Source organism: Acidovorax sp. FG48, from assembly GCF_057809085.1.
In genome coordinates this window covers 59,245-77,845 of the sequence record NZ_JBMDJH010000014.1, presented here as the reverse complement: position 1 = coordinate 77,845, position 18,601 = coordinate 59,245, and the positions used below count along the sequence as shown (strand labels likewise).

Sequence of the window (18,601 nt, the reverse complement as noted above, 5' to 3'; positions counted from 1 at the left end):
GCCTGGCCGCAGGCGCCGGGATACCCCTGGGAGAGGCGGGCGCTGGCGGCTCAGGCTCTGCAGGGGTCAATTGAAACGCACGTACTCGAAATCCACCGGCTGGCGGTTGATGCCCATGACCGGGGGCGCGATCCAGCCAGCGAACTTGCCCGGCTCGACCACGCGGCCCATCAACGACGCCACAAACGCGAAGTCTTCGGGCGTGGGCAGCCATTCGGCCTTGCGTGCGGTCCATTCCGCCTCGCTCACCACGCGGCCGTCGGGCGACATCTTGATGCCAGCCAGCGCGCCGATCTGGCGGTTGAAGGCCTTGTGAGGAACCACCAGGCGGGTGGGAACGCCCGCTTTCTCCAGCACCTTGTTCCACCGGCCCACGCCCGCCATGGAGTCCTTGATGAAGTCGTCGCGCAGCACTTCGTTCAGCGCGTTGAGCATGGGCACTTCTTTTTCCAGCAACTGGCCGTCCTTGACCTCCAGCACCTTGTACGTCTGACCCTTGAGCACGTGGTCGTCGGTGCGTTTGCCTTCTTCGTAGCGACCCTTGAGGCCCGAGCTGTAGAAGGTAGCGGCGTTGCTCGACTGGTCTGCGCCGAACAGGTCGATGGTCACGCTGTAGTGGAAGTTGAGGTAGCGCTGGATGGTGGGCAGGTCGATGGCGCCCGCTGCACGCACCTGCGCAGGGTCATCGGTCTTGAGGTCGTTCATCACCTGCGCAGTGCGCGACAGCACGCGCGAGATGCCGCTCTCGCCCACAAACATGTGGTGGGCCTCTTCGGTCAGCATGAACTTGGTGGTGCGCGCCAGTGGGTCAAAGGCGCTCTCTGCCAGCGCCGAGAGCTGGAACTTGCCGTCGCGATCAGTGAAGTAGGTGAACATGAAAAACGCCAGCCAATCCGGCGTCTTTTCATTGAACGCGCCCAGGATGCGCGGGTTGTTCTCGTCGCCGGACTGGCGTTGCAGCAGCGCTTCGGCCTCTTCGCGGCCGTCGCGGCCAAAGTGCTTGTGCAGCAGGTACACCATGGCCCACAGGTGACGGCCCTCTTCCACATTGATCTGGAACAGGTTGCGCAGGTCGTACATGCTGGGCGCCGTCAGGCCCAGGTGGCGCTGCTGCTCTACCGAGGCTGGCTCCGTGTCACCCTGGGTCACGATGATGCGGCGCAGGTTGGCGCGGTGTTCGCCGGGCACGTCTTGCCAGGCTTTTTCGCCTTTGTGGTCGCCAAAGTGGATTTCGCGGTTGGTATCGCCAGGGTTCAGAAAGATGCCCCAGCGGTAGTCGCGCATCTTCACATGGCCAAACTGTGCCCAGCCATTCGGGTCCACGCTCACGGCGGTCCGCAGATAAACCTCATGGTTGGTCGATCCCTCGGGGCCCACGTCGTCCCACCAGTTGATGAAGTTGGGCTGCCAGCCTTCGAGCGCGCGCTGCAGCGTGCGGTCTTCGCCGAGGTTGACGTTGTTGGGGATCTTCTCGCTGTAGTTGATGCTGCTCATGGGGTGCTCCTCTGGATGGAAATCGAATGCAGGGCAGGGGGTCAGACGCGCGTCTGGTCAAACCCGGCCTTCTGGCCGGTTCCGTAGACTTTGAGCGCGCCTTTCTCGCCCACGGCGTTGGGGCGGTTGAAGATCCAGTTCTGCCACGCGGTCAGGCGCCCGAAGATGCGGGTGTTCATGTTTTCCTTGCTGGCAAAACGCAGGTTGGCCTCCAGGCCGGTCAGCGCGTCGGGCGACATGGCGGCGCGTTCTTCGATGGCGATGCGGATTTCGTCGGCCCAGTCGATGTCGTCGGGGGCAGCCGTGACCAGGCCCAGCGCCAGTGCACTGTCTGCGTCCAGCGGCCGGCCGGCGGCGGCGCGGACCGCTTCCAGTGGGCCCGCCTCTTCATAGAAGCGGCGCTGCAAGCGGCTTTGGTCGTTCACCATGGGCAACAAGCCAAAGTTGAATGCGTTCAGGGTGAGCGTTGGTGCCTGCTCGGGAGCGTCGGGCAGGGCCAGCATGTAGGTGCGGTCCGCCGCCAGCGCCAGCTCTGCCAGGGTGCCGGCAAAAGCAGAGCCTGTCTCGATCAGCGCGAAAAGGCTGCGCGAGGACACATCCAGACGGGCAAAGGTGCGTCGCAGTGCTCCGATGGTCTCGCGCACCAGCCAGTGGTTCTGGTGGGCAAGCAGGACAGCATCGCTGGCCAGCACGGCTTGTGCGTCCCCTTCGGTCTTCAGCAGCCAGGTGCCAATGTCCAGCTCGTTGGTGCGCAGGTTCAGGATGGCGTCGTCCAGCTCGCGGGCCATTGCCAGCGGCCACCAGGCGGCGCCCGCTGCTTCAATGGCGGCCGTCTCTGCGGGTTGCGCCCCTTGGGGTGCCCGGATGCACAACGTGGCTGTGCGCCGTGCGCGGTCGATGTCCACCGTCACGTGCTGGTAGCGCATGCCGTCGGCATGGTCCTGCCGCTCCACGCGGGGCAGGGCAATGCCTTGTGCGCCGCAGGGGCGGGTGCTGGCTTGCGCATGGGCAGTGGCGCGCTCTTGCACCGTGGCGGCAAATTGCGCGGGCTTGGCAATACGGTCCACCAGCCGCCAGTCCACCGCGCGCTGGCCACGCACACCCTCCACGCTGGTGCAGAAGATGTCGGCCAGATCGTGCCGCACGTGGCGCTTGTCCGTGACACGTGTCAGCCCACCGGTGCCGGGCAGCACGCCCAGCAAAGGCACTTCGGGCAGCGACACGGCAGACGACCGGTCATCGACCAGAATGATTTCATCGCACGCCAGTGCCAGCTCATAGCCGCCGCCTGCGCAGGCGCCATTCACTGCCGCAATGAACTTGAGGCCCGAGTGTTTGGAGGAGTCTTCAATGCCGTTACGCGTCTCGTTGGTGAACTTGCAGAAGTTGACCTTCCAGGCGTGGCTGGATACCCCCAGCATGAAGATGTTGGCACCCGAACAAAAGATGCGGTCCTTGCCGCTGGTGACGATGACGCTGCGCACGTTGGGGTGCTCAAAGCGGATGCGGTTGAGCGCGTCATGCAGCTCAATGTCCACCCCCAGGTCGTAGCTGTTGAGCTTGAGCTTGTAGCCAGGACGGATTCCGCCGTCCTCCGCAATGTCGAGGGACAGCCGCGCAATTGCGCCCTCGACCGACAAGGTCCAGTGGCGGTACTGTGTGGGGTCAGTGCGGTAGTCAACGCGTTCGGGAGCGTGGGTGAGGTCTGCCATGAGGTCTCCGTGGAGAATTAATGCAATATAGTGCTTATTGCTTGCTGTTAATGTGCATCATCGTGCATGTTATGCGGTATGTCAATGCATTTTTTTGCCGATGGCAGTCGGGCAGATGTGCAGCGCTACTGAGGGCTGCGCAGGGGTGTGAGGGGGCGAACTGCACAGGCCACCGTGGCGGTGGCGCTGTGCGGTGCCGTGATGGGCGTGGGCGCTGCGGCGTCCGTGTCCGGGCTGCAGCCGCTCAGGGGGAGTGCGGGGTTTTACGCCGCCCGGGCCATGGCCTTGCGCACACTGGCACTCAGGGCTTGCAGGCTTTGCTCGGGCGTCTGGCCGGAGGTGTCCACCGTGATTTCGGCCTTGGAATAAAAAGCAGCGCGCCCGTCCAGGATGCGCTTGAGGTCGTCCATGGCCTCTTTGCTGGCGGCCATCGGGCGCATGTCGCCCTGGGCCACCACGCGCCCCATGTGTTCCTCGGGCGCGGCCCGCAACCACACGGTGGTGCAGTGGGCCAGCAGTTCGTTGAAAGTGGCGGGGTCCGACACGATGCCGCCCGGCGTGGCAATGACCACCTCGCTGTGGATCTGTATCGTTTCTTCCAGGGCTCTGCGCTCGTAGCGGCGGTAGGCGGTGGTGCCGTACAGGTCGTGGATTTCGCGCACGCTGCACCCGGCAAGGGCCTCGATGGCGCGGCTCAGTTCAATGAACGGCACGTCCAGCTCGCGCGCCAGCAACGGCCCCAGTGTGGATTTGCCAGCCCCCCGCAGACCCACCAGCGCAATGCGGCGGTGCCTTGCGGCGTCGTTGTGCCCCCCGCTCAGCAGCTCGTGCAGCGCCAGGCGGGCGCGGCGCAGTTCGGGCTCGCTGCGGTGTTCCAGCAGTTCGCGGATCAGCAGCCATTCGGGCGATTGCGTCGTGAAGTCGCCCACCAGCTCCGCCAGCGAGCAGTGCAGGGCATGGGCCACCTGCTGCAGCACCAGGATGGAGGCATTGCCGGTGCCGTACTCCAGGTTGGCCAAGTGGCGCTCCGACACATCGGCAGCCACGGCCACTGCCTTGCGCGTCAGGCCCCGCTGCGCACGCAGGTTGCGAACGCGCTCGCCCAGCGCCACCAGCAGGGGGTTCTTGGGCTCCTCGGCCGATGGCGGCGCACCCTCCTGCGCGGAGGCGGGTGCCAGCAGCCCCGCCGTTTCTGTTTCGTTCATACCCATCCTTTTCATGGAGCACCCTGGCTTCTCAGGGAAAACGCCATGCATGCACTATAGTGCTTGACATGGATCTTTGAGGTAACTATGGTTCGTTAATTGGCAAAATACTGCATGATTTGGATGCGCGCAAGGCGGTGGATCAAAAACGGTGCAGATTGGGCCCCGACTCTAGCTGCACCCACTGCCCATGTCCGACAAAACTGCATTTCACCAAGCCCTGGCTGATCTGACCGCCCAGCTCGCTGGCAAACCCCTGGATGCCGCGCTCGCGCAATGGCTTAACACTGCACACGGCCCCACCAGTGCGACCTACCAGCGCTTGCGGGAGGCGTGTATTCAGGGTGCGCGTGAGGGGTGGTTGTGTGAACGCGAGGGCGGTGGTATTCGCTACGGCCGTGTGTTCAAGCCCGAAGATGCCTTGCACCGGTTTTCTGTGGACGTGGTGGACATGCAAAACATTGCCGGCCCCCACCACACCCACCCGCAGGGCGAAATCGATTTGATCATGCCGCTGGAGGGCGAAGCGGTGTTTGACGGCCACCCTGCCGGATGGTGCGTTTACCCACCCGGCAGTGCCCACCACCCCACGGTGGCGCACGGCAGGGCGCTGGTGCTGTACCTGCTGCCCGAGGGGCAGATCCAGTTCACCCGCTAGTGCTGGCGCCTGCGCTGCTCCCCCATGGACCTTCTTGCTCTGAAAGACCGACTGCATGACTGAATTGCTCGCCAACCACGTTGCCGGCCGCTGGCAACACGGAACAGGGGCCGGCACCGAGCTGCGCGACCCTGTGCTGGGCACTCCCTTGGTGCGGGTGGACGCCATGGGTTTGAACCTGCCCGAGGCCTTTGAGTTTGCCCGCGAACAGGGCGGGACTGCGCTGCGCGCCGCCACCTACCGTGAGCGGGCCGCCATGCTCGGTGCGGTCGCCAAGGTGTTGCAGGCGCACCGCGACAGTTACTACGACATTGCCACTGCCAACTCCGGCACCGTCAAGACAGACTCAGCGGTGGACATCGACGGGGGAATCTTCACCCTCGGCCAATACGCCAGATGGGGTGATGCGCTGGGCGATGTGCGCGTGCTGCGCGACGGGGACGCCGTCAGGCTGGGCAAAGAACCGGTCTTTCAGTCGCAGCACCTGCAGGTGCCGAGGCCAGGGGTGGCGCTGTGCATCAACGCGTTCAACTTTCCTGCTTGGGGTCTTTGGGAAAAAGCCGCGCCCGCCTTGCTTTCGGGCATGCCGGTCATCGTCAAGCCCGGCACATCCACAGCGTGGCTGACCCAGCGTATGGTGCAGGACGTGGTGAACGCCGGGGTGTTGCCCGCCGGCGCGCTGTCGGTCATCGCGGGAAGCTCGGCGGGCTTGATGGACCCGCTGCAACCGTTTGATGTGGTGTCGTTCACCGGTTCTGCCGAGACGGCAGGCGTTGTGCGGGCGTATCCGGCGGTGGCGCAGCGTTCGGTGCGCGCCAACATCGAGGCGGACAGCCTCAATGCCGCGCTGCTGATGCCTGATGCGGCGCCCGGCAGCGCCGCCTTTGACTTGCTGGTGCGCGAAGTCGTCCGCGAGATGACCGTCAAGTCCGGCCAGAAGTGCACCGCAATCCGCCGCATCCTGGTCCCCTCCACGTTGTACGCTGCGGTGGCCGAGGCGGTCAGCGCCCAACTGGCCAGCGTGGTGGTGGGCAACCCCCGCAACCCGGAAGTGCGCATGGGCTCGCTGGTGAGCCGCGCGCAGTTCGATGGGGTGCAGGCAGGCATTGCCGCCCTGGCCGCCCATACCGACGTCCTGCACGACGGCCGAACCCGCCCTCTAGTGGATGCCGACCCCGCCGTGGCCGCCTGCGTCGGCCCGGTGCTGCTGGGCGCGCGCGATGCCGACCGGGCCACCATCGTCCATGACGTAGAGGTGTTTGGCCCGGTGGCCACCTTGCTGCCCTACAACGATCTGCCCCATGCGCTGGCCCTGGCGCAGCGAGGCCAGGGCTCGCTCGTGACCTCGCTCTACGGCGCCGACGACAAGGCCCTGGCCAAGGCCGCAATTGCGCTGGCGGCGAGCAACGGCCGGGTGCATGTGGTGACGCCGGCCGTGGCCACTGCGCACACGGGCCACGGCAATGTCATGCCCATGTCACTGCATGGCGGGCCCGGCCGGGCCGGTGGTGGTGCCGAGCTGGGTGGCTTGCGGGCGCTGGACTTCTACCACCAGCGCAGCGCGGTGCAGGCCAGCCCCGAAGTGCTCGCGGCGCTGGGCTGCTGACCCCGAACCCACCCACAAAAACAACGCCATCGCGACGGAGACACGCCATGAACAGCCTTCCAGAACAGTTCAATTTTGCAGAGCATCTGTTCGCCCTGAACCGCGCGCGGGGTGACCGCATTGCCTACATCGACGACCAGGGGACCCTGAGCTACAGCGCGCTGGAAGACCGTGCGCGGCGGCTGGCGGCGGTCCTGACCAACGCTGGTGTGCGGCGCGAGGAGCGTGTGCTGCTGCTGATGCTGGACACCAGCGACTGGCCGGTGGCGTTTCTGGGTTGTCTTTACGCCGGTGTGGTGCCGGTGGCGGTCAATACCCTGCTCAAGCCCGACGACTATGCTTACATGCTGACGCACTGTCGCGCACAGGCGGCGCTGGTCTCTGGCGCATTGCTGCCGGTGCTGTACGAGGCGCTGGCCCTGGCGCCCCACCACGAAGTGCGCGCGTGTGTGGTGTCGCAGCCGCAGGGCACGTTGGCTGCGGGGGCTGTGGACATGCAGGCCGCCATGGCCAGCATCCCCGCGCTCGCCGCGCCCGCGCGCACGGGGCCTGACGAGCCAGGGTTCTGGCTCTATTCCTCGGGCTCCACGGGCAAACCCAAGGGCACGGTGCACACCCAGGGCAGCCTGTGGTGGACGGCCGAGTTGTATGGCAAGGCGGTGCTGGGCCTGACCGACAAGGACGTGTGCTTTTCGGCTGCCAAGCTCTACTTTGCCTATGGGCTGGGCAACAGCCTGACCTTCCCGTTGTCGGTAGGCGCCACAGTGGTGCTGATGGCCGAACGCCCCACGCCAGACGCCACGTTCGAGCGCTGGACGCGCCACCAGCCCACGGTGTTCTTCGGGGCGCCCACCGGTTTTGCCGGCATGCTCGCCTCGCCCCGCCTGCCTTCCCGCAGCGCGGTGGCGCTGCGCATGTGCTCGTCGGCGGGCGAGGCGCTGCCGGCCGAGATTGCACAGCGATTCAAGGACCATTTCGGTTGCGACATCATTGATGGCATTGGTTCGACCGAGATGCTGCACATCTTCCTGTCCAACCGCCCGGGCGATGTGCGCTACGGCAGCACGGGCAAACCGGTGCCGGGTTACGAGATTTCCCTGCGCGGCGAAGACGGCAGCGAGGTGCCGCAGGGCGAGATCGGCGACCTCTACATCCAGGGCCCCAGTGCAGCGCTGATGTATTGGAACAACCGCGCCAAGACCCGCGAGACCTTCCAGGGCGCGTGGACCAAAAGCGGCGACAAGTACGTGCGCGATGCCGAGGGCTACTACACCTACGCCGGGCGCAGCGACGACATGCTCAAGGTCAGCGGCATTTACGTGTCCCCCTTCGAGGTGGAGGCCACGCTGATGCAGCACACCTCCGTGCTGGAGGCCGCCGTGATCGGCACGCAGGACGCCGACGGCCTGACCAAGACCAAGGCGTTTGTGGTGCTCAAAGATGGGCAGGCGGTCACACCAGATGAACTCAAGGCCTTTGTGAAGGAACGCTTGGCGCCCTACAAGTACCCGCGTCTGATCGAGTTCCTGCCCGAGCTGCCCAAGACAGCCACCGGCAAAATCCAGCGCTTTCGGCTGCGCGAACGGGAGCAGCGGGCGTGAATGCCAACGTCGCTGCACTCGGCCCCGTGGGGGGCACAGAGCGCGTGCCCGTGGTCTGGCGCAACCGCACGGTCCACATCGAGTACCAGTGGATAGCCCCCGATCGCAGCGACGCCCCCTTGGTGGTGTTCCTGCACGAAGGCCTGGGCTCGGTGGCGATGTGGAAAGATTTCCCGCGTCAGCTGTGCGATGCGGGCGGGTTGCGGGGGCTGGTGTTCTCCCGTCCCGCCTATGGTCGGTCCACCCCCCGGGGCGTGGACGAGGGATGGGGTGTGGACTTCATGCACCAGCAGGCACACGAGGTGGTGCCTGCATTCCTCGATGCACTGGGAGTGCAGGAGGCCGCCTGGCTCTTTGGCCACAGCGATGGCGCATCGATTGCCCTGCTGATGGCTGCGCGCTGGCCGCAGCGCGTGCAAGGGCTGGTGGTGATGGCGCCACATATCTTTGTAGAAGACGTGACCGTGCAGAACATCGAACGCGCGCGGGAGGCCTACGAACAGACCGACCTGCGCCACAAGTTGGGGCGCTACCACGACGATGTGGATTCCGCCTTTTGGGGCTGGAACCGTATCTGGCTGGACCCTGCTTTCCGTGCGTGGAACATCGAGCCCGAGGTTGCCCAGATCCGCGCACCCGTGCTGGCCATCCAGGGCTGCGACGACGAGTACGGCACCCTGGCGCAAATCCGGGGCATTGCCCAACGCGTGCCGGGCACCAGGCTGCTGGAGCTGCCGGACTGTGCGCATTCTCCGCACCGCGACCAGCCTTACGCGGTGATGGCCGCTACGGTTGCCTTCATCCAAGCGCACCACACTCCTGCATAGCTGCGGACGGGGCGGTGGCAGGGCAATAGCCCGTGCCCCAGCGGGTCCAAGAGAAAGCGCTATTCCACCTGGCGCCGCAGGCCTTCCAGGTCGGTGACGGTGATGCCGCCGTATTCAATCTCCAGCAGGCCCGCGGCCTGCAGCCGCTTCAGCGCCGCGTTGCAGCGCTGGCGCGACACGCCGGAGAGGTTGGCAATTTCTTCCTGTGACACCTGCAGGTGCGTGTCGCTGCCCGGGTGCAACCAGGGGTGGAACAGGCCGGCGAGCGCGCGGGCCACCTGGCTGTCGGTATCGAGCAAATGGTGGGCCGTGAAGTTGCCCAGAAACCAGTGCATGCGCTCGTTGATCTGGCGCAGCAGAAAGTGGTCAAAGCTGCGCTGCGTGGCGTGCAGCCATTCAAAGGTCTCCATCGGCACTAGCGCCACGCGGCTGGGGCGCAGTGCGATCACGTCGGCCGTGCGCGGCGTGCCGCGCAGCAAGGTGCCCTCGCCAAACCAGCTCCCCGCCGACAGCCCGCCCAGCGTGACCGAGCGGCCATCGCCGGAGGTCACCGTCCACTTCAGCAGCCCCTCGATGGCGCCATACCAGTGCACCGGGGTGCGGCCGCGCCGGCACAGCGCGCCGCCCTGGGGCACTTCGGTCTCGCGCACATCGTCCATCACCCGCTGCTGGGCGGCGCTGTCCAGGGCCGGGAACCAGGCGGAGTGCAGCAGCAGATCGGTGAGGGTAGGGGGCGCCAGTTTGACCAACATGGTGAGAGTGTCTCCTGCGCCCCTGGGTGCTGTACAGGCGCGTGCGCGTATTCCCTGAGTCCAAATGTCATCGCGATGACTGAGTGGCCCGGGGCTACAAAAAATAATGACCGCTCCATCCACAGGAGACACATGATGTTGCACACGCGCCGCCAGTTCATGCACCACGTCGGTTGCGCCTCTGCGCTGGGGGCCTTGTCGCCACTGGCCGCCTGGGCGCAGACCATCGACCAGGTCAAGATCTTCTACGGCTTTCCCGCAGGCAGCGCGGGCGACAGCGTGGCGCGCAGGGTGGGCGAGAAGCTGGCCGCGTCGCCCTACACCCGCAACCCTGCGGTGGTGGAAAACAAGCCCGGCGCAGGCGGCCGCATTGCGCTGGAGTCGCTCAAGGGTGCGCCCGCCGATGGCAGCGTGCTCACGCTGTCGCCGTTTTCGTGCACCTCCATCTACCCGCATATTTACAGCCGCCTGAGCTACGACCCGGCCAAGGACTTTGTTCCAGTGTCCATCGGCGCCGTCATGCACCATGGTCTCGCCGTGGGGCCGCTGGTGCCCGCCTCCGTCAAGACGGTGAAGGACTTTCTGGCCTGGGCCAAGGCCAACCCCGGGCAGGCGAACTACGGCTCACCTGCAGCGGGCTCCACGCCGCACTTCATCGGTGCGCTGCTGGGCTTGAACAACGGCGTGGACCTCAAGCATGTGCCGTACCGGGGCTCCATCCCGGGCGTCACCGATGTGGTGGGCGGGCAGATCGCGTCGATGGTCACGCCCAGCGGAGACTTCATTCCCAACCACAAGGCGGGCAAGCTGCGGCTGATCGCCACCTCGGGCCAGGCACGGTCGCCGTTTTCGCCCGAGGTCGCCACGTTTGCAGAGCAGGGCTTTCCAGAACTCACGACCGAGGAATGGTTCGGCTTTTACGCCCCGGCGAGAACGCCAGCGGCCGTGGTGGCCACCGCCAACGCCGCCATCAACGCCGCGATCAAGGACAAGGCCGTCATGGACAGCTTGGCCGTGGTGGGGCTCATCGCCAAAGGCTCTACGCCCGCAGAGATGTTGGCCTCGCAACAGGCCGAATACGAGCGCTGGGGGCCGCTGGTGAAGAAGGTCGGCTTCACGGCCGAGTCCTGAAAGGCCTCGCATGGCACACACCGTGAAGCGCGTGGCCGTAGTGGCCACCGGCACCATTGGCGCAAGCTGGGCCGCCTACTTTCTGGCGCGGGGCCTGGACGTGGAGGCCTCCGACCCATCGCCCGGGGCCGAGCAGCGACTGCGGGAAGCCGTCGCTGCGCATTGGGTGGCACTGGCGCAGCAGGGGCTGGCGCCCGGCGCCAGCCCGCAGCGCTTGCGCTTTCACGCACGGCTGGAAGACGCTCTGGCACAGGCCGACTTTGTGCAAGAGAACGGACCCGAGCGGCTCGACTTCAAGGTGGACCTGTTCCGCCGCATGGATGCAGCGACCCCGGCGCATGTGGTGCTGGCGTCCAGTTCTTCGGGGCTGGCGGTGACGGACATGCAGAAGGATTGCGCGCACCCCGGGCGCGTGGTGCTGGGCCACCCGTTCAATCCGCCGCACATGATCCCGCTGGTCGAAGTGGGCGGCGGCGAGCGCACCACGCCCCAGGCGGTGGCTGATGCGATGGCGTTCTATGCCCATATCGGCAAGCGTCCCATCCAGGTACGGCGCGAGATCAAAGGGCACATTGCCAACCGCTTGCAGGCCGCTTTGTGGCGCGAGGCCTTCCACTTGGTGGACCAGGGCGTGGCCACCGTGGAAGACATCGACACCGCCATCTCGCAGGGCCCTGGCTTGCGGTGGGCGCTGATGGGACCGTTCATGAACCTGCACCTGTCTGGGGGCGACGGTGGCATTGCCCACCTGCTGGCCCACCTGGGTGGCCCCATCGAAAGCTGGTGGCAGGACCTGGGCGCCCCGTCCATGACCGAAGCCTTGCAGCGCCAGGTGACCGAAGGTGTGGCGCAGGCGCTGGGTGACAGGCAGGCCAGCGATCTGGCCCGTGCGCGGGATGCCTTGCTCATCGAGCTGTTGCGCGCCAAGCAGGCGTCTGGGCTGCTCGGTCAACCTGATCCCGATCTCGATGCCTGAGGCATAGCGCCTCAGTGTTTGAACCTCCATCGCTTCCGAGAACCCACCATGTACCCAGCCTTTCTTGATGACGAGCGCCAGATTGCCCCGGCGCGCGCCGTGCGCACCCAGTTTGACGATGGTTCTTTCACGCTGCGCTCTCCCATGGCGCTGCAACCCTATGCCCGCTGTGTGGGGGAATGGCTGGAGCGCTGGGCCAAAGAGACGCCTGATGCCCTGGCACTGGCCGAACGGAGCGACAGCGCAGAGGGCTGGCGCAGCCTGACCTATGCCCAGTTGCGCCGCCAGGTGGGCGCCGTGGCGCAGTCGCTGCTGGACCTGCGCTTGCCCGCCGGGCGGCCGATTGCCATCCTGTCCGACAACGCGGTGGACCATGCGGTGCTCATGCTGGCAGCCATGCATGTGGGTATCACCCCCTGCTCGCTGTCGAGCGCATACGCACGATCTCAGGACCACAGCCGCCTGCACGGCATGCTGTCGGTGCTGGAGCCCAGTCTGGTCTATGCGTCCGATGCCAGCGTCTATGCGCCAGCACTGCAAGGCTGGGATAGTGGCGCCGTTCGCGTGTTCAGCCGGAACGCCGCTGCGTGTCCGGGGGCGCTGCCTTGGGAGCATCTGCTCGCCGGGCAGGAGACACCCCAGGTGCAGCAGGCCATGCAGGCCCTGCTGCCCGATGACCATGCCAAATACCTGCTCACCTCCGGCTCCACCGGCCGGCCCAAGGTGGTCATCAACACCCACCGCATGCTCTGCGCCAACCAGCAGATGATGGCCCAGGCATGGCGCTTTTTAGCGCATGAAAAGCCGGTGCTGGTGGATTGGCTGCCCTGGAGCCATACCTTTGGCGGCAACCACAACCTCAACATGGTGCTGTGCCACGGGGGCACGCTCTACATCGATGAGGGACGGCCGATGCCGGGGCTCATCGACAAGACGGTGCGCAACCTGCGCGAGGTGCAGCCCACCATGCTGTTCAACGTGCCCCGGGGCTTTGACATGCTGCTGCCGTTCCTGGAGGCCGACGACCGCCTGGCCGCCGACGTGCTGGCGCGCATGCGGCTCGCCTTTTATGCGGCAGCGGCGCTGGCTCCATCGACCTGGCAGCGCCTGCAGGCCGTTGCCCGGCGCGTGCGCCCTGCGCAGCCGCTGTGGCTCACCACCTCGTGGGGCTCCACGGAGACAGCGCCCGCTGTCACCACCGCGCACTGGCACCTGGAGGGCGCAGGCTGCATTGGTGCACCCTTGCCGGGGTTGGAGCTGAAGCTGGTGCCCAACGGCAGCAAGCTGGAGATGCGGGTGCGGGGCGTGTCGGTGTTTACGGGCTACCGCAATGCGCCGCGCGAGACGGCCGCCGCGTTCGATCACGAAGGGTTCTACCGCATTGGCGATGCGGGCTATCTGGTGGACGCGGAGCAGCCAGACAAAGGCGTGGTCTTCAACGGACGTGTGGCGGAGGATTTCAAGCTGTCCAGCGGCAGCTGGGTGTCGGTGGGCACCTTGCGGGTGGACTTGGTGTCGCAACTGGCGCCACTGGTGCAGGACATCGTGCTCACTGGGCATGACCGCGACGAGGTGGGCATGCTGGTGTTCCCGTCTGCGGCCGGCGCCGCCGACGCTGCGCGGCTGGAGCAAGCGCTGCAGGCTGTGATGCGCGCGCGCCGCGATGCTGGTGCGGGGTCTTCGCAGTGCCCCACGCGGGCCATGGTGATGGATTCCGCGCCCGATGCAGATGCCGGGGAGATCACCGACAAGGGCTACATCAACCAGGGGGCGGTGCTGTCACGCCGCGCGGCGGCGGTGCAGGCGTTGTACGCCCGTCCTGCAGTGCCAGGGGTCATCAGGGCCTGATTGCGCTGGGCCCAGGGCGTGTAGGGGAGGCGTCGTCGCGCACCCTTGCGGGTTCCCCCAAAAGAAAAAAGGGGCCTCGCGGCCCCCGGTGCTGAAGCAGGCGCCTTGCGGCGCCGGGTGCATCAGGCGGTTGCGTCCTTGAGCTTCTTCAGGGCGCGGGTCTTGATCTTGACCGAGGCGGGCTTGGCGGGGAACCAGCGCTCTTCACCCGTGAACGGGTCCTTGCCAAAACGCTTTTTCTTGGCAGGCACTTGCTGCAGGCCGATCTTGAGCACGCCAGGCAGCGTGAACTCGCCAGAGCCCTTCTTGTGCACCGAGCCCAGGATGGCGGCTTCCAGCGCAGCCAGCACGGCCTTGGCAGCCTTGGGCTCCACACCCGACTGTTCGGCCAGATGGGCGACCAGTGTGGTCTTGTTGAACGCAGCCTTGATGGGCTTCAGGGCGGCAGCAGCGGCCACGGGCTTGGCGGCGGGAGCGGCTGCTTTCTTGGCGGCTGGAGCCGCCTTTTTGGCTGCAGGTGCTGCCTTCTTGGCGGCGGGTGCTGCGGCCTTGACGGCCACCTTCTTTGCGGGAGCGGGAGTTTTCTTTGCAGTTGCCATGATGTTTTTTCGCTGATTGGAATGACGATGGGCCCTGCCTCTGCGGGCGAAGACCTGGGTGATTTTAGGTGCGATAACGCCAGGCGCGATAGGGCCTGCATGCTGCAGGTGTTTGCAGCCGTTGCATCGATGCGGCATCGCCTGCCCGTGCAGGGCCCGCGAGGCGGCCGCGCGCGCGTGCGCTGCGACCGTTTTTGGTGGCGTGGCCAGGGCCTGTTGACCCTCATTTCGGGGTCGCGAAGGCCCTTGCCAGCTTGCCAATCTAGGCGCGCGACGCCGCTTGTGCATGTGCACACGCCAGGAGCGCAACGACGAGTGGCGCGCCGGCAAGGACCTTCCCTTCGGGTTGCCCCTGCCTGGGGGCCGTCTGCGGCGTTGCCCGTGCTTGCAAGGTTCCTACCTTGCTGCGCACCGGCGCCTTGCATCCAGCCCCCAGGCCGGACAACGCGATCCCCGAAATGAGTGTCAACAGGCCCTAGGTCACCGTCTGAAGGCCCAGCACCGCGATCACGTGGCAGCCCGTGCCTGCAATGACGCAGCCATGCCACACAGCGTGGGCATAGCGCACCACAGCATCCATTACGAAAAACACCACGCCAGCTGTGTACGCAGCCCCGCCGATGACCAGCCAAGCCGCACTCACGGCGGGCACATGGGCCATCAGGGGCAGGGCCGCCAGCAGCGCTACCCAACCCATCGCCACATACAAGACGGTGGAGAGCCAAGGTGCTGCGCGCCGCGTGCGCAACTGCAGCCAGCAGCCCGCCAGCGCCGCAACCCACACCAGCACCAGGGCCGCGATGTGGTGTCTGTGGCCTGGCGCACTCAGCGCAAACGGGGTGAAGCTGCCCGCAATGAACAGGTGGATCGCCGCATGGTCCAGCTGCAGCGCCCATTGCTTGGCCCGCCCCGGCGGCAGTGCGTGGTACAGGGTGGAGGCGCCATACAGCAGCGCCATGGTGGCCCCAAACACCAGCACGCCCCAGATGGCAGCAGGATGCGCGGCGGGGGCTGATTGCAGCAGCTGCGGCACGGCCAGGCAGGCGCCCACCAGCGCAGCACCGTGCAGCGCACTGTTGGCCACCTCTTCGTGCAGGTCCTGCGGCCGGTCGCTCACGGCGGTCTCGCTAATGGTGGGCAGGCGTGTGCAGCCGCTCGCGCCACAGCTGCCAGCGCGCGCGCTGCAGGGCCAGAAACTCCACCACGCCCCAGGCCAGTGCACCGGCCAGCATTGCCCAGCCCATGGCCCAGCGGTAGATCTCAGTCTTGCGCGATGGCGGGTACATCGTCGTGGTCCCAGCCGGTGGTGCGGGGCAGGTCCAGGCTCAGCCATCCGCGTTCATCGAACAGCTCATCGAGCAGTCGCTGCAGTCCGAACAGTTTCCAGAGCATGGTGCGCCTCTTCCAAAGGGTGGTAACTGCTGGCAAGGTAGCGCTGTTGTGTGACGGTTTCGCGTCGGTTCGCGCAAACCCCACAGGCCCGCCGCAACGCTGTTCGTGCCGTGCCCCGGGCGCTATCCTCGCTGCTTGGCACGCGCTCTGGCGTGCTCCACACACCGACTTACCCCTACCCATTGAACATGCTGCCCGAGCTTGCGGCGCTGGAAAAAATCCTCGACCTGGGGGCACCCCATCTGCAGGTGCAGGTCGTCCAGCAGGTGTCTGTGGCATCGGGCACGCAATTTCCCATCTATGCCATTGGGTTGGGCAACCCGGCGCTGGACGTGCCCGCCGTCGGATTCTTTGGCGGTGTGCATGGGCTGGAGCGCATTGGTGCCGAGGTGGTCATTGCCTACCTGCAAAACGTGGTCATGCGGCTGCAGTGGGACACCACCTTGCACCAGCAGCTGGAGCGTGTGCGCCTGGTCTTCATGCCCATCGTCAACCCCGGCGGCATGTGGTCTGCCACGCGTGCCAACCCGCGCGGGGTGGACCTGATGCGCAACGCGCCCGTCGATGCGGTGGACCCGGTACCCTGGGGCGTTGGTGGGCAGCGCGTGAGCGCGGGCCTGCCCTGGTACCGGGGCAGGCTTGGCGACCCCATGGAGGCCGAGAGCCAAGCGCTGTGCGACGTGGTAGCGCAGCAGCTGCTGGCGCGGCCGTTCAGCATTGCGCTGGACTGCCACTCGGGTTTTGGGGTGAAGGACCGGCTGTGGTTCCCGTTTGCCCACACCCGCCGGCCCATTCCGCACCTGGCCGAGCTGCATGCGCTGCAAGACATCTTTATGCAGGCGCACAGCAACCACCAGTACATCATCGAACCGCAAAGCGCGCAGTACCTCGCCCATGGCGATCTGTGGGACCACCTGTACCTGCAGGCCTGCCGCGATGTGCCCGCACACACCTTCCTGCCCCTCACGCTGGAGATGGGGTCGTGGCTGTGGATCAAGAAGAACCCGCGCCAGCTGTTCTCGCGCAACGGCATCTTCAATCCGCTCATCAACCACCGGCAGCAGCGGGTGCTGCGGCGGCACCTGTCGCTGCTGGACTTTCTGTCGCGCGCGGCCTGCAGCCACGCACGCTGGGTGCCGGCGCCCGATCAGCGTGCGCAGCGCCGGGCCGATGCCCTGGCTGCGTGGTACTGAGATGCCAGTGCGCCCACCACGCCAATGGATCTTGCTGCGCGGTCTGACGCGCGAGGCCGCGCACTGGGGCGCCTTTGGCGAGCACTTTGCGCAAGCGGTGCCGGGCGACCAGGTGCTGGCGCTCGACCTGCCGGGCAATGGCAAGTTCCATGGCCTGGTGTCGCCCCGGTCGGTGCGGGGCATGGTGCAAGCCTGCCGTGCAGAGCTGGCGCAGCGTGCGGTGGCTCCGCCCTACCACCTGCTGGCCATGTCGCTGGGGGCGATGGTGGCCACCGAATGGGCGCGCGTGGCGCCCCGCGAGGTGGCGGGCTGCGTGCTCATCAACACCAGCCTGCGCCCGTTCAGCCCGTTCTGGCACCGCCTGCAGCTGCACAACATCGCACCGCTGCTGCGGCTGGCCTGGCGGTGGCGATCTGCGGAAGCTGCGGAGCAGGTGGTGTGGCAGATCACCAGCCGCAGCGCGCCCTCCGCCGCCGCAGGCGTGGTGGCGCAGTGGGCCGCGCTGCGCAGGCAGCGGCCGGTGTCGGCTCGCAATGCCCTGCGCCAGCTGGTGGCGGCCGCGCGGTACCGCGCGCCTACTGCCGCGCCTGTGGAGCGTGTATTGCTGCTGGGCAGCCAGGAGGATCGGCTGGTGTCCAGCCAATGCTCACAGGCCATTGCGCAGGCCTGGGGGCTGCCGCTGCAGTCGCATCCATGGGCGGGGCATGACCTGCCGCTGGATGACCCGCAGTGGGTCATCGATGCCGTGCTGCAGTGGCTGTCCCGTAATGAGGCAACGGACGGGTAGTGGAGGCTATGGCGTGAGGCCGTTCAACCCGCCCTGTGCCACCAGCTCGCGGTACCACTCGGCATAGCCTGCGCTGCTGGGGTGCAGGCCGTCGGCAGCGTTCAGCTCCTGGCTGCGGGTCACGAACGGGTCCTGGTCGCGCGGCTTGAGCAAGCGCACGTAGTGCACCTGCTGCGCGCTGGCCGCCTCGCGCGCCAGGGCATGCAATGCCTCGGACCGGCGTGACATGGCCCACGACAGGGGCGGCACAAAAAAGGGCGCGTGGCCCACATTGCCACAAGGCATCAGCACCACCTGCTGCCCCTTCTGGCGTGCCAGCGCCATCGCCTGCTGTATCTGATCGCGCAGCGTGTCCTCGGGGGTGAAGCGGATAACGTCATTGCCACCCGCCAGCACCAGCACCAGGTCATAGCCGCCGTTTGCGCGCTCCAGCTGCTGCACCACGTCGCCAAACTTGGCGCCATTGGTCGCCAGGTTGTCGATGCGCCATTGGGGATGGTCCTGGCCCATGCGCCCCGGCAGGCTGTCTGCTGCCGTGCTGGCCCCGGTGCCCACAGCGGTGCTGTCGCCCACCACCAGCACGCGCTGCGTGGGTTGTGGGGGCTGCGCGGTATAGGGGCGCGCGTCGCGGGCCAGGTCGGCGGCCGTCCACATGCGCCAGGGGGCACAGCCGGTCAGCAGCAAGGCGCCTGCAGCCACCGCTGCCAAGGTGGCCCATCGGCGGGTGGCGTTGTGGTGCGGGGCGGTCTTTCGCGGCATGGTGCGGGCGCTCAAAGTGGTGGTGCGCCCAGCGTACTGGCAGACCCGGCGACCCTGCGTC

General features: G+C 66.6%; 18 protein-coding genes. 9 read left to right on the top strand and 9 right to left on the bottom strand.

Annotated features, from left to right (window positions below; genetic code table 11):
• Positions 1-66: 66 nt before the first annotated feature.
• From boxB to ACODSU_RS18260, 3 genes are all read right to left on the bottom strand, one after another.
• A complete protein-coding gene (gene boxB, locus ACODSU_RS18270; protein WP_060985649.1) occupies positions 67-1,494 on the bottom strand; it encodes a benzoyl-CoA 2,3-epoxidase subunit BoxB in 1,428 nt (475 codons plus the stop codon).
• Positions 1,495-1,535: 41 nt separating this feature from the next.
• Entirely contained in the window at positions 1,536-3,206 is a 1,671-nt protein-coding gene (gene boxC / locus ACODSU_RS18265; RefSeq protein WP_488843765.1) for a 2,3-epoxybenzoyl-CoA dihydrolase, read from the bottom strand.
• A 263-nt stretch (positions 3,207-3,469) separates the two neighbouring features.
• A complete protein-coding gene (locus ACODSU_RS18260; protein ID WP_060985647.1) occupies positions 3,470-4,411 on the bottom strand; it encodes a helix-turn-helix transcriptional regulator in 942 nt (313 codons plus the stop codon).
• A 190-nt stretch (positions 4,412-4,601) separates the two neighbouring features.
• Between ACODSU_RS18260 and ACODSU_RS18255 the strand changes: the two genes are divergently transcribed.
• The 4 genes from ACODSU_RS18255 to ACODSU_RS18240 are packed head-to-tail and all read left to right on the top strand — an operon-like array spanning position 4,602 to position 9,103.
• A complete protein-coding gene (locus ACODSU_RS18255; RefSeq protein WP_488843763.1) occupies positions 4,602-5,069 on the top strand; it encodes a 4-hydroxylaminobenzoate lyase in 468 nt (155 codons plus the stop codon).
• A gap of 55 nt (positions 5,070-5,124) precedes the next feature.
• Positions 5,125-6,675, top strand: coding sequence for a 3,4-dehydroadipyl-CoA semialdehyde dehydrogenase (locus tag ACODSU_RS18250; RefSeq protein ID WP_488843761.1), 1,551 nt, complete (start codon positions 5,125-5,127; stop codon positions 6,673-6,675).
• Between the two features lie 47 nt (positions 6,676-6,722).
• Positions 6,723-8,276, top strand: a complete 1,554-nt coding sequence (locus tag ACODSU_RS18245; protein ID WP_488843759.1) for a benzoate-CoA ligase family protein — start codon at positions 6,723-6,725, stop codon at positions 8,274-8,276.
• A complete protein-coding gene (locus ACODSU_RS18240; protein ID WP_488843757.1) occupies positions 8,273-9,103 on the top strand; it encodes an alpha/beta fold hydrolase in 831 nt (276 codons plus the stop codon). Before ACODSU_RS18245 ends, ACODSU_RS18240 begins: the two co-directional genes overlap by 4 nt.
• A gap of 59 nt (positions 9,104-9,162) precedes the next feature.
• Here the strand turns inward: ACODSU_RS18240 and ACODSU_RS18235 are convergent, their stop codons facing one another.
• A complete protein-coding gene (locus tag ACODSU_RS18235; protein ID WP_488843755.1) occupies positions 9,163-9,855 on the bottom strand; it encodes a Crp/Fnr family transcriptional regulator in 693 nt (230 codons plus the stop codon).
• Positions 9,856-9,993: 138 nt separating this feature from the next.
• Here ACODSU_RS18235 and ACODSU_RS18230 point away from each other — a divergent pair, with 138 nt between their 5' ends.
• Genes ACODSU_RS18230 through ACODSU_RS18220 form a run of 3 tightly spaced genes read left to right on the top strand, consistent with a single transcriptional unit; the run spans position 9,994 to position 13,810 of the window.
• Complete coding sequence (locus tag ACODSU_RS18230) at positions 9,994-10,986, top strand: Bug family tripartite tricarboxylate transporter substrate binding protein (RefSeq protein ID WP_488843802.1); 993 nt, start codon at positions 9,994-9,996, stop codon at positions 10,984-10,986.
• Positions 10,987-10,996: 10 nt separating this feature from the next.
• The gene (locus ACODSU_RS18225) at positions 10,997-11,962 is read left to right on the top strand and encodes a 3-hydroxyacyl-CoA dehydrogenase NAD-binding domain-containing protein (protein ID WP_488843753.1); all 966 of its coding nucleotides are present in this window, start codon (positions 10,997-10,999) and stop codon (positions 11,960-11,962) included.
• Positions 11,963-12,010: 48 nt separating this feature from the next.
• Entirely contained in the window at positions 12,011-13,810 is a 1,800-nt protein-coding gene (locus ACODSU_RS18220; protein ID WP_488843751.1) for a feruloyl-CoA synthase, read from the top strand.
• A 122-nt stretch (positions 13,811-13,932) separates the two neighbouring features.
• Here ACODSU_RS18220 and ACODSU_RS18215 read toward each other — a convergent pair whose 3' ends face one another.
• The 4 genes from ACODSU_RS18215 to ACODSU_RS18200 all read right to left on the bottom strand — a co-directional run bounded on the left by ACODSU_RS18215 (position 13,933) and on the right by ACODSU_RS18200 (position 15,801).
• The gene (locus tag ACODSU_RS18215; RefSeq protein WP_056066465.1) at positions 13,933-14,409 is read right to left on the bottom strand and encodes an HU family DNA-binding protein; all 477 of its coding nucleotides are present in this window, start codon (positions 14,407-14,409) and stop codon (positions 13,933-13,935) included.
• A gap of 475 nt (positions 14,410-14,884) precedes the next feature.
• Positions 14,885-15,526: a PAQR family membrane homeostasis protein TrhA gene (gene trhA, locus ACODSU_RS18210; RefSeq protein ID WP_060985638.1), complete on the bottom strand. Its 642-nt coding sequence runs from the start codon at positions 15,524-15,526 to the stop codon at positions 14,885-14,887.
• Between the two features lie 10 nt (positions 15,527-15,536).
• Positions 15,537-15,695: a hypothetical protein gene (locus ACODSU_RS18205; RefSeq protein ID WP_165836516.1), complete on the bottom strand. Its 159-nt coding sequence runs from the start codon at positions 15,693-15,695 to the stop codon at positions 15,537-15,539.
• The gene (locus tag ACODSU_RS18200; RefSeq protein WP_255342784.1) at positions 15,670-15,801 is read right to left on the bottom strand and encodes a hypothetical protein; all 132 of its coding nucleotides are present in this window, start codon (positions 15,799-15,801) and stop codon (positions 15,670-15,672) included. The genes ACODSU_RS18205 and ACODSU_RS18200 overlap by 26 nt, the downstream gene beginning before the upstream one ends.
• 188 nt (positions 15,802-15,989) lie before the next feature.
• Between ACODSU_RS18200 and ACODSU_RS18195 the strand changes: the two genes are divergently transcribed.
• Complete coding sequence (locus tag ACODSU_RS18195) at positions 15,990-16,994, top strand: M14 family zinc carboxypeptidase (protein WP_488843748.1); 1,005 nt, start codon at positions 15,990-15,992, stop codon at positions 16,992-16,994.
• 1 nt (position 16,995) lies between these two features.
• Positions 16,996-17,781, top strand: coding sequence for an alpha/beta fold hydrolase (locus ACODSU_RS18190; RefSeq protein ID WP_488843746.1), 786 nt, complete (start codon positions 16,996-16,998; stop codon positions 17,779-17,781).
• Between the two features lie 6 nt (positions 17,782-17,787).
• Here the strand turns inward: ACODSU_RS18190 and ACODSU_RS18185 are convergent, their stop codons facing one another.
• Positions 17,788-18,540, bottom strand: a complete 753-nt coding sequence (locus ACODSU_RS18185; protein ID WP_488843744.1) for an SGNH/GDSL hydrolase family protein — start codon at positions 18,538-18,540, stop codon at positions 17,788-17,790.
• Positions 18,541-18,601: the final 61 nt, after the last annotated feature.

Coding starts and splice junctions, on each gene's coding strand:
- ACODSU_RS18205 (WP_165836516.1), bottom strand. CDS start 15,695: ATGTACCCGCCATCGCGCAAGACTGAGATCTACCGCTGGGCCATGGGC.
- ACODSU_RS18225 (WP_488843753.1), top strand. CDS start 10,997: ATGGCACACACCGTGAAGCGCGTGGCCGTAGTGGCCACCGGCACCATT.
- ACODSU_RS18220 (WP_488843751.1), top strand. CDS start 12,011: ATGTACCCAGCCTTTCTTGATGACGAGCGCCAGATTGCCCCGGCGCGC.
- boxC (WP_488843765.1), bottom strand. CDS start 3,206: ATGGCAGACCTCACCCACGCTCCCGAACGCGTTGACTACCGCACTGAC.
- ACODSU_RS18235 (WP_488843755.1), bottom strand. CDS start 9,855: ATGTTGGTCAAACTGGCGCCCCCTACCCTCACCGATCTGCTGCTGCAC.
- ACODSU_RS18215 (WP_056066465.1), bottom strand. CDS start 14,409: ATGGCAACTGCAAAGAAAACTCCCGCTCCCGCAAAGAAGGTGGCCGTC.
- ACODSU_RS18245 (WP_488843759.1), top strand. CDS start 6,723: ATGAACAGCCTTCCAGAACAGTTCAATTTTGCAGAGCATCTGTTCGCC.
- ACODSU_RS18185 (WP_488843744.1), bottom strand. CDS start 18,540: ATGCCGCGAAAGACCGCCCCGCACCACAACGCCACCCGCCGATGGGCC.
- ACODSU_RS18190 (WP_488843746.1), top strand. CDS start 16,996: ATGCCAGTGCGCCCACCACGCCAATGGATCTTGCTGCGCGGTCTGACG.
- ACODSU_RS18200 (WP_255342784.1), bottom strand. CDS start 15,801: ATGCTCTGGAAACTGTTCGGACTGCAGCGACTGCTCGATGAGCTGTTC.
- boxB (WP_060985649.1), bottom strand. CDS start 1,494: ATGAGCAGCATCAACTACAGCGAGAAGATCCCCAACAACGTCAACCTC.
- ACODSU_RS18250 (WP_488843761.1), top strand. CDS start 5,125: ATGACTGAATTGCTCGCCAACCACGTTGCCGGCCGCTGGCAACACGGA.
- ACODSU_RS18255 (WP_488843763.1), top strand. CDS start 4,602: ATGTCCGACAAAACTGCATTTCACCAAGCCCTGGCTGATCTGACCGCC.
- ACODSU_RS18195 (WP_488843748.1), top strand. CDS start 15,990: ATGCTGCCCGAGCTTGCGGCGCTGGAAAAAATCCTCGACCTGGGGGCA.
- ACODSU_RS18260 (WP_060985647.1), bottom strand. CDS start 4,411: ATGAACGAAACAGAAACGGCGGGGCTGCTGGCACCCGCCTCCGCGCAG.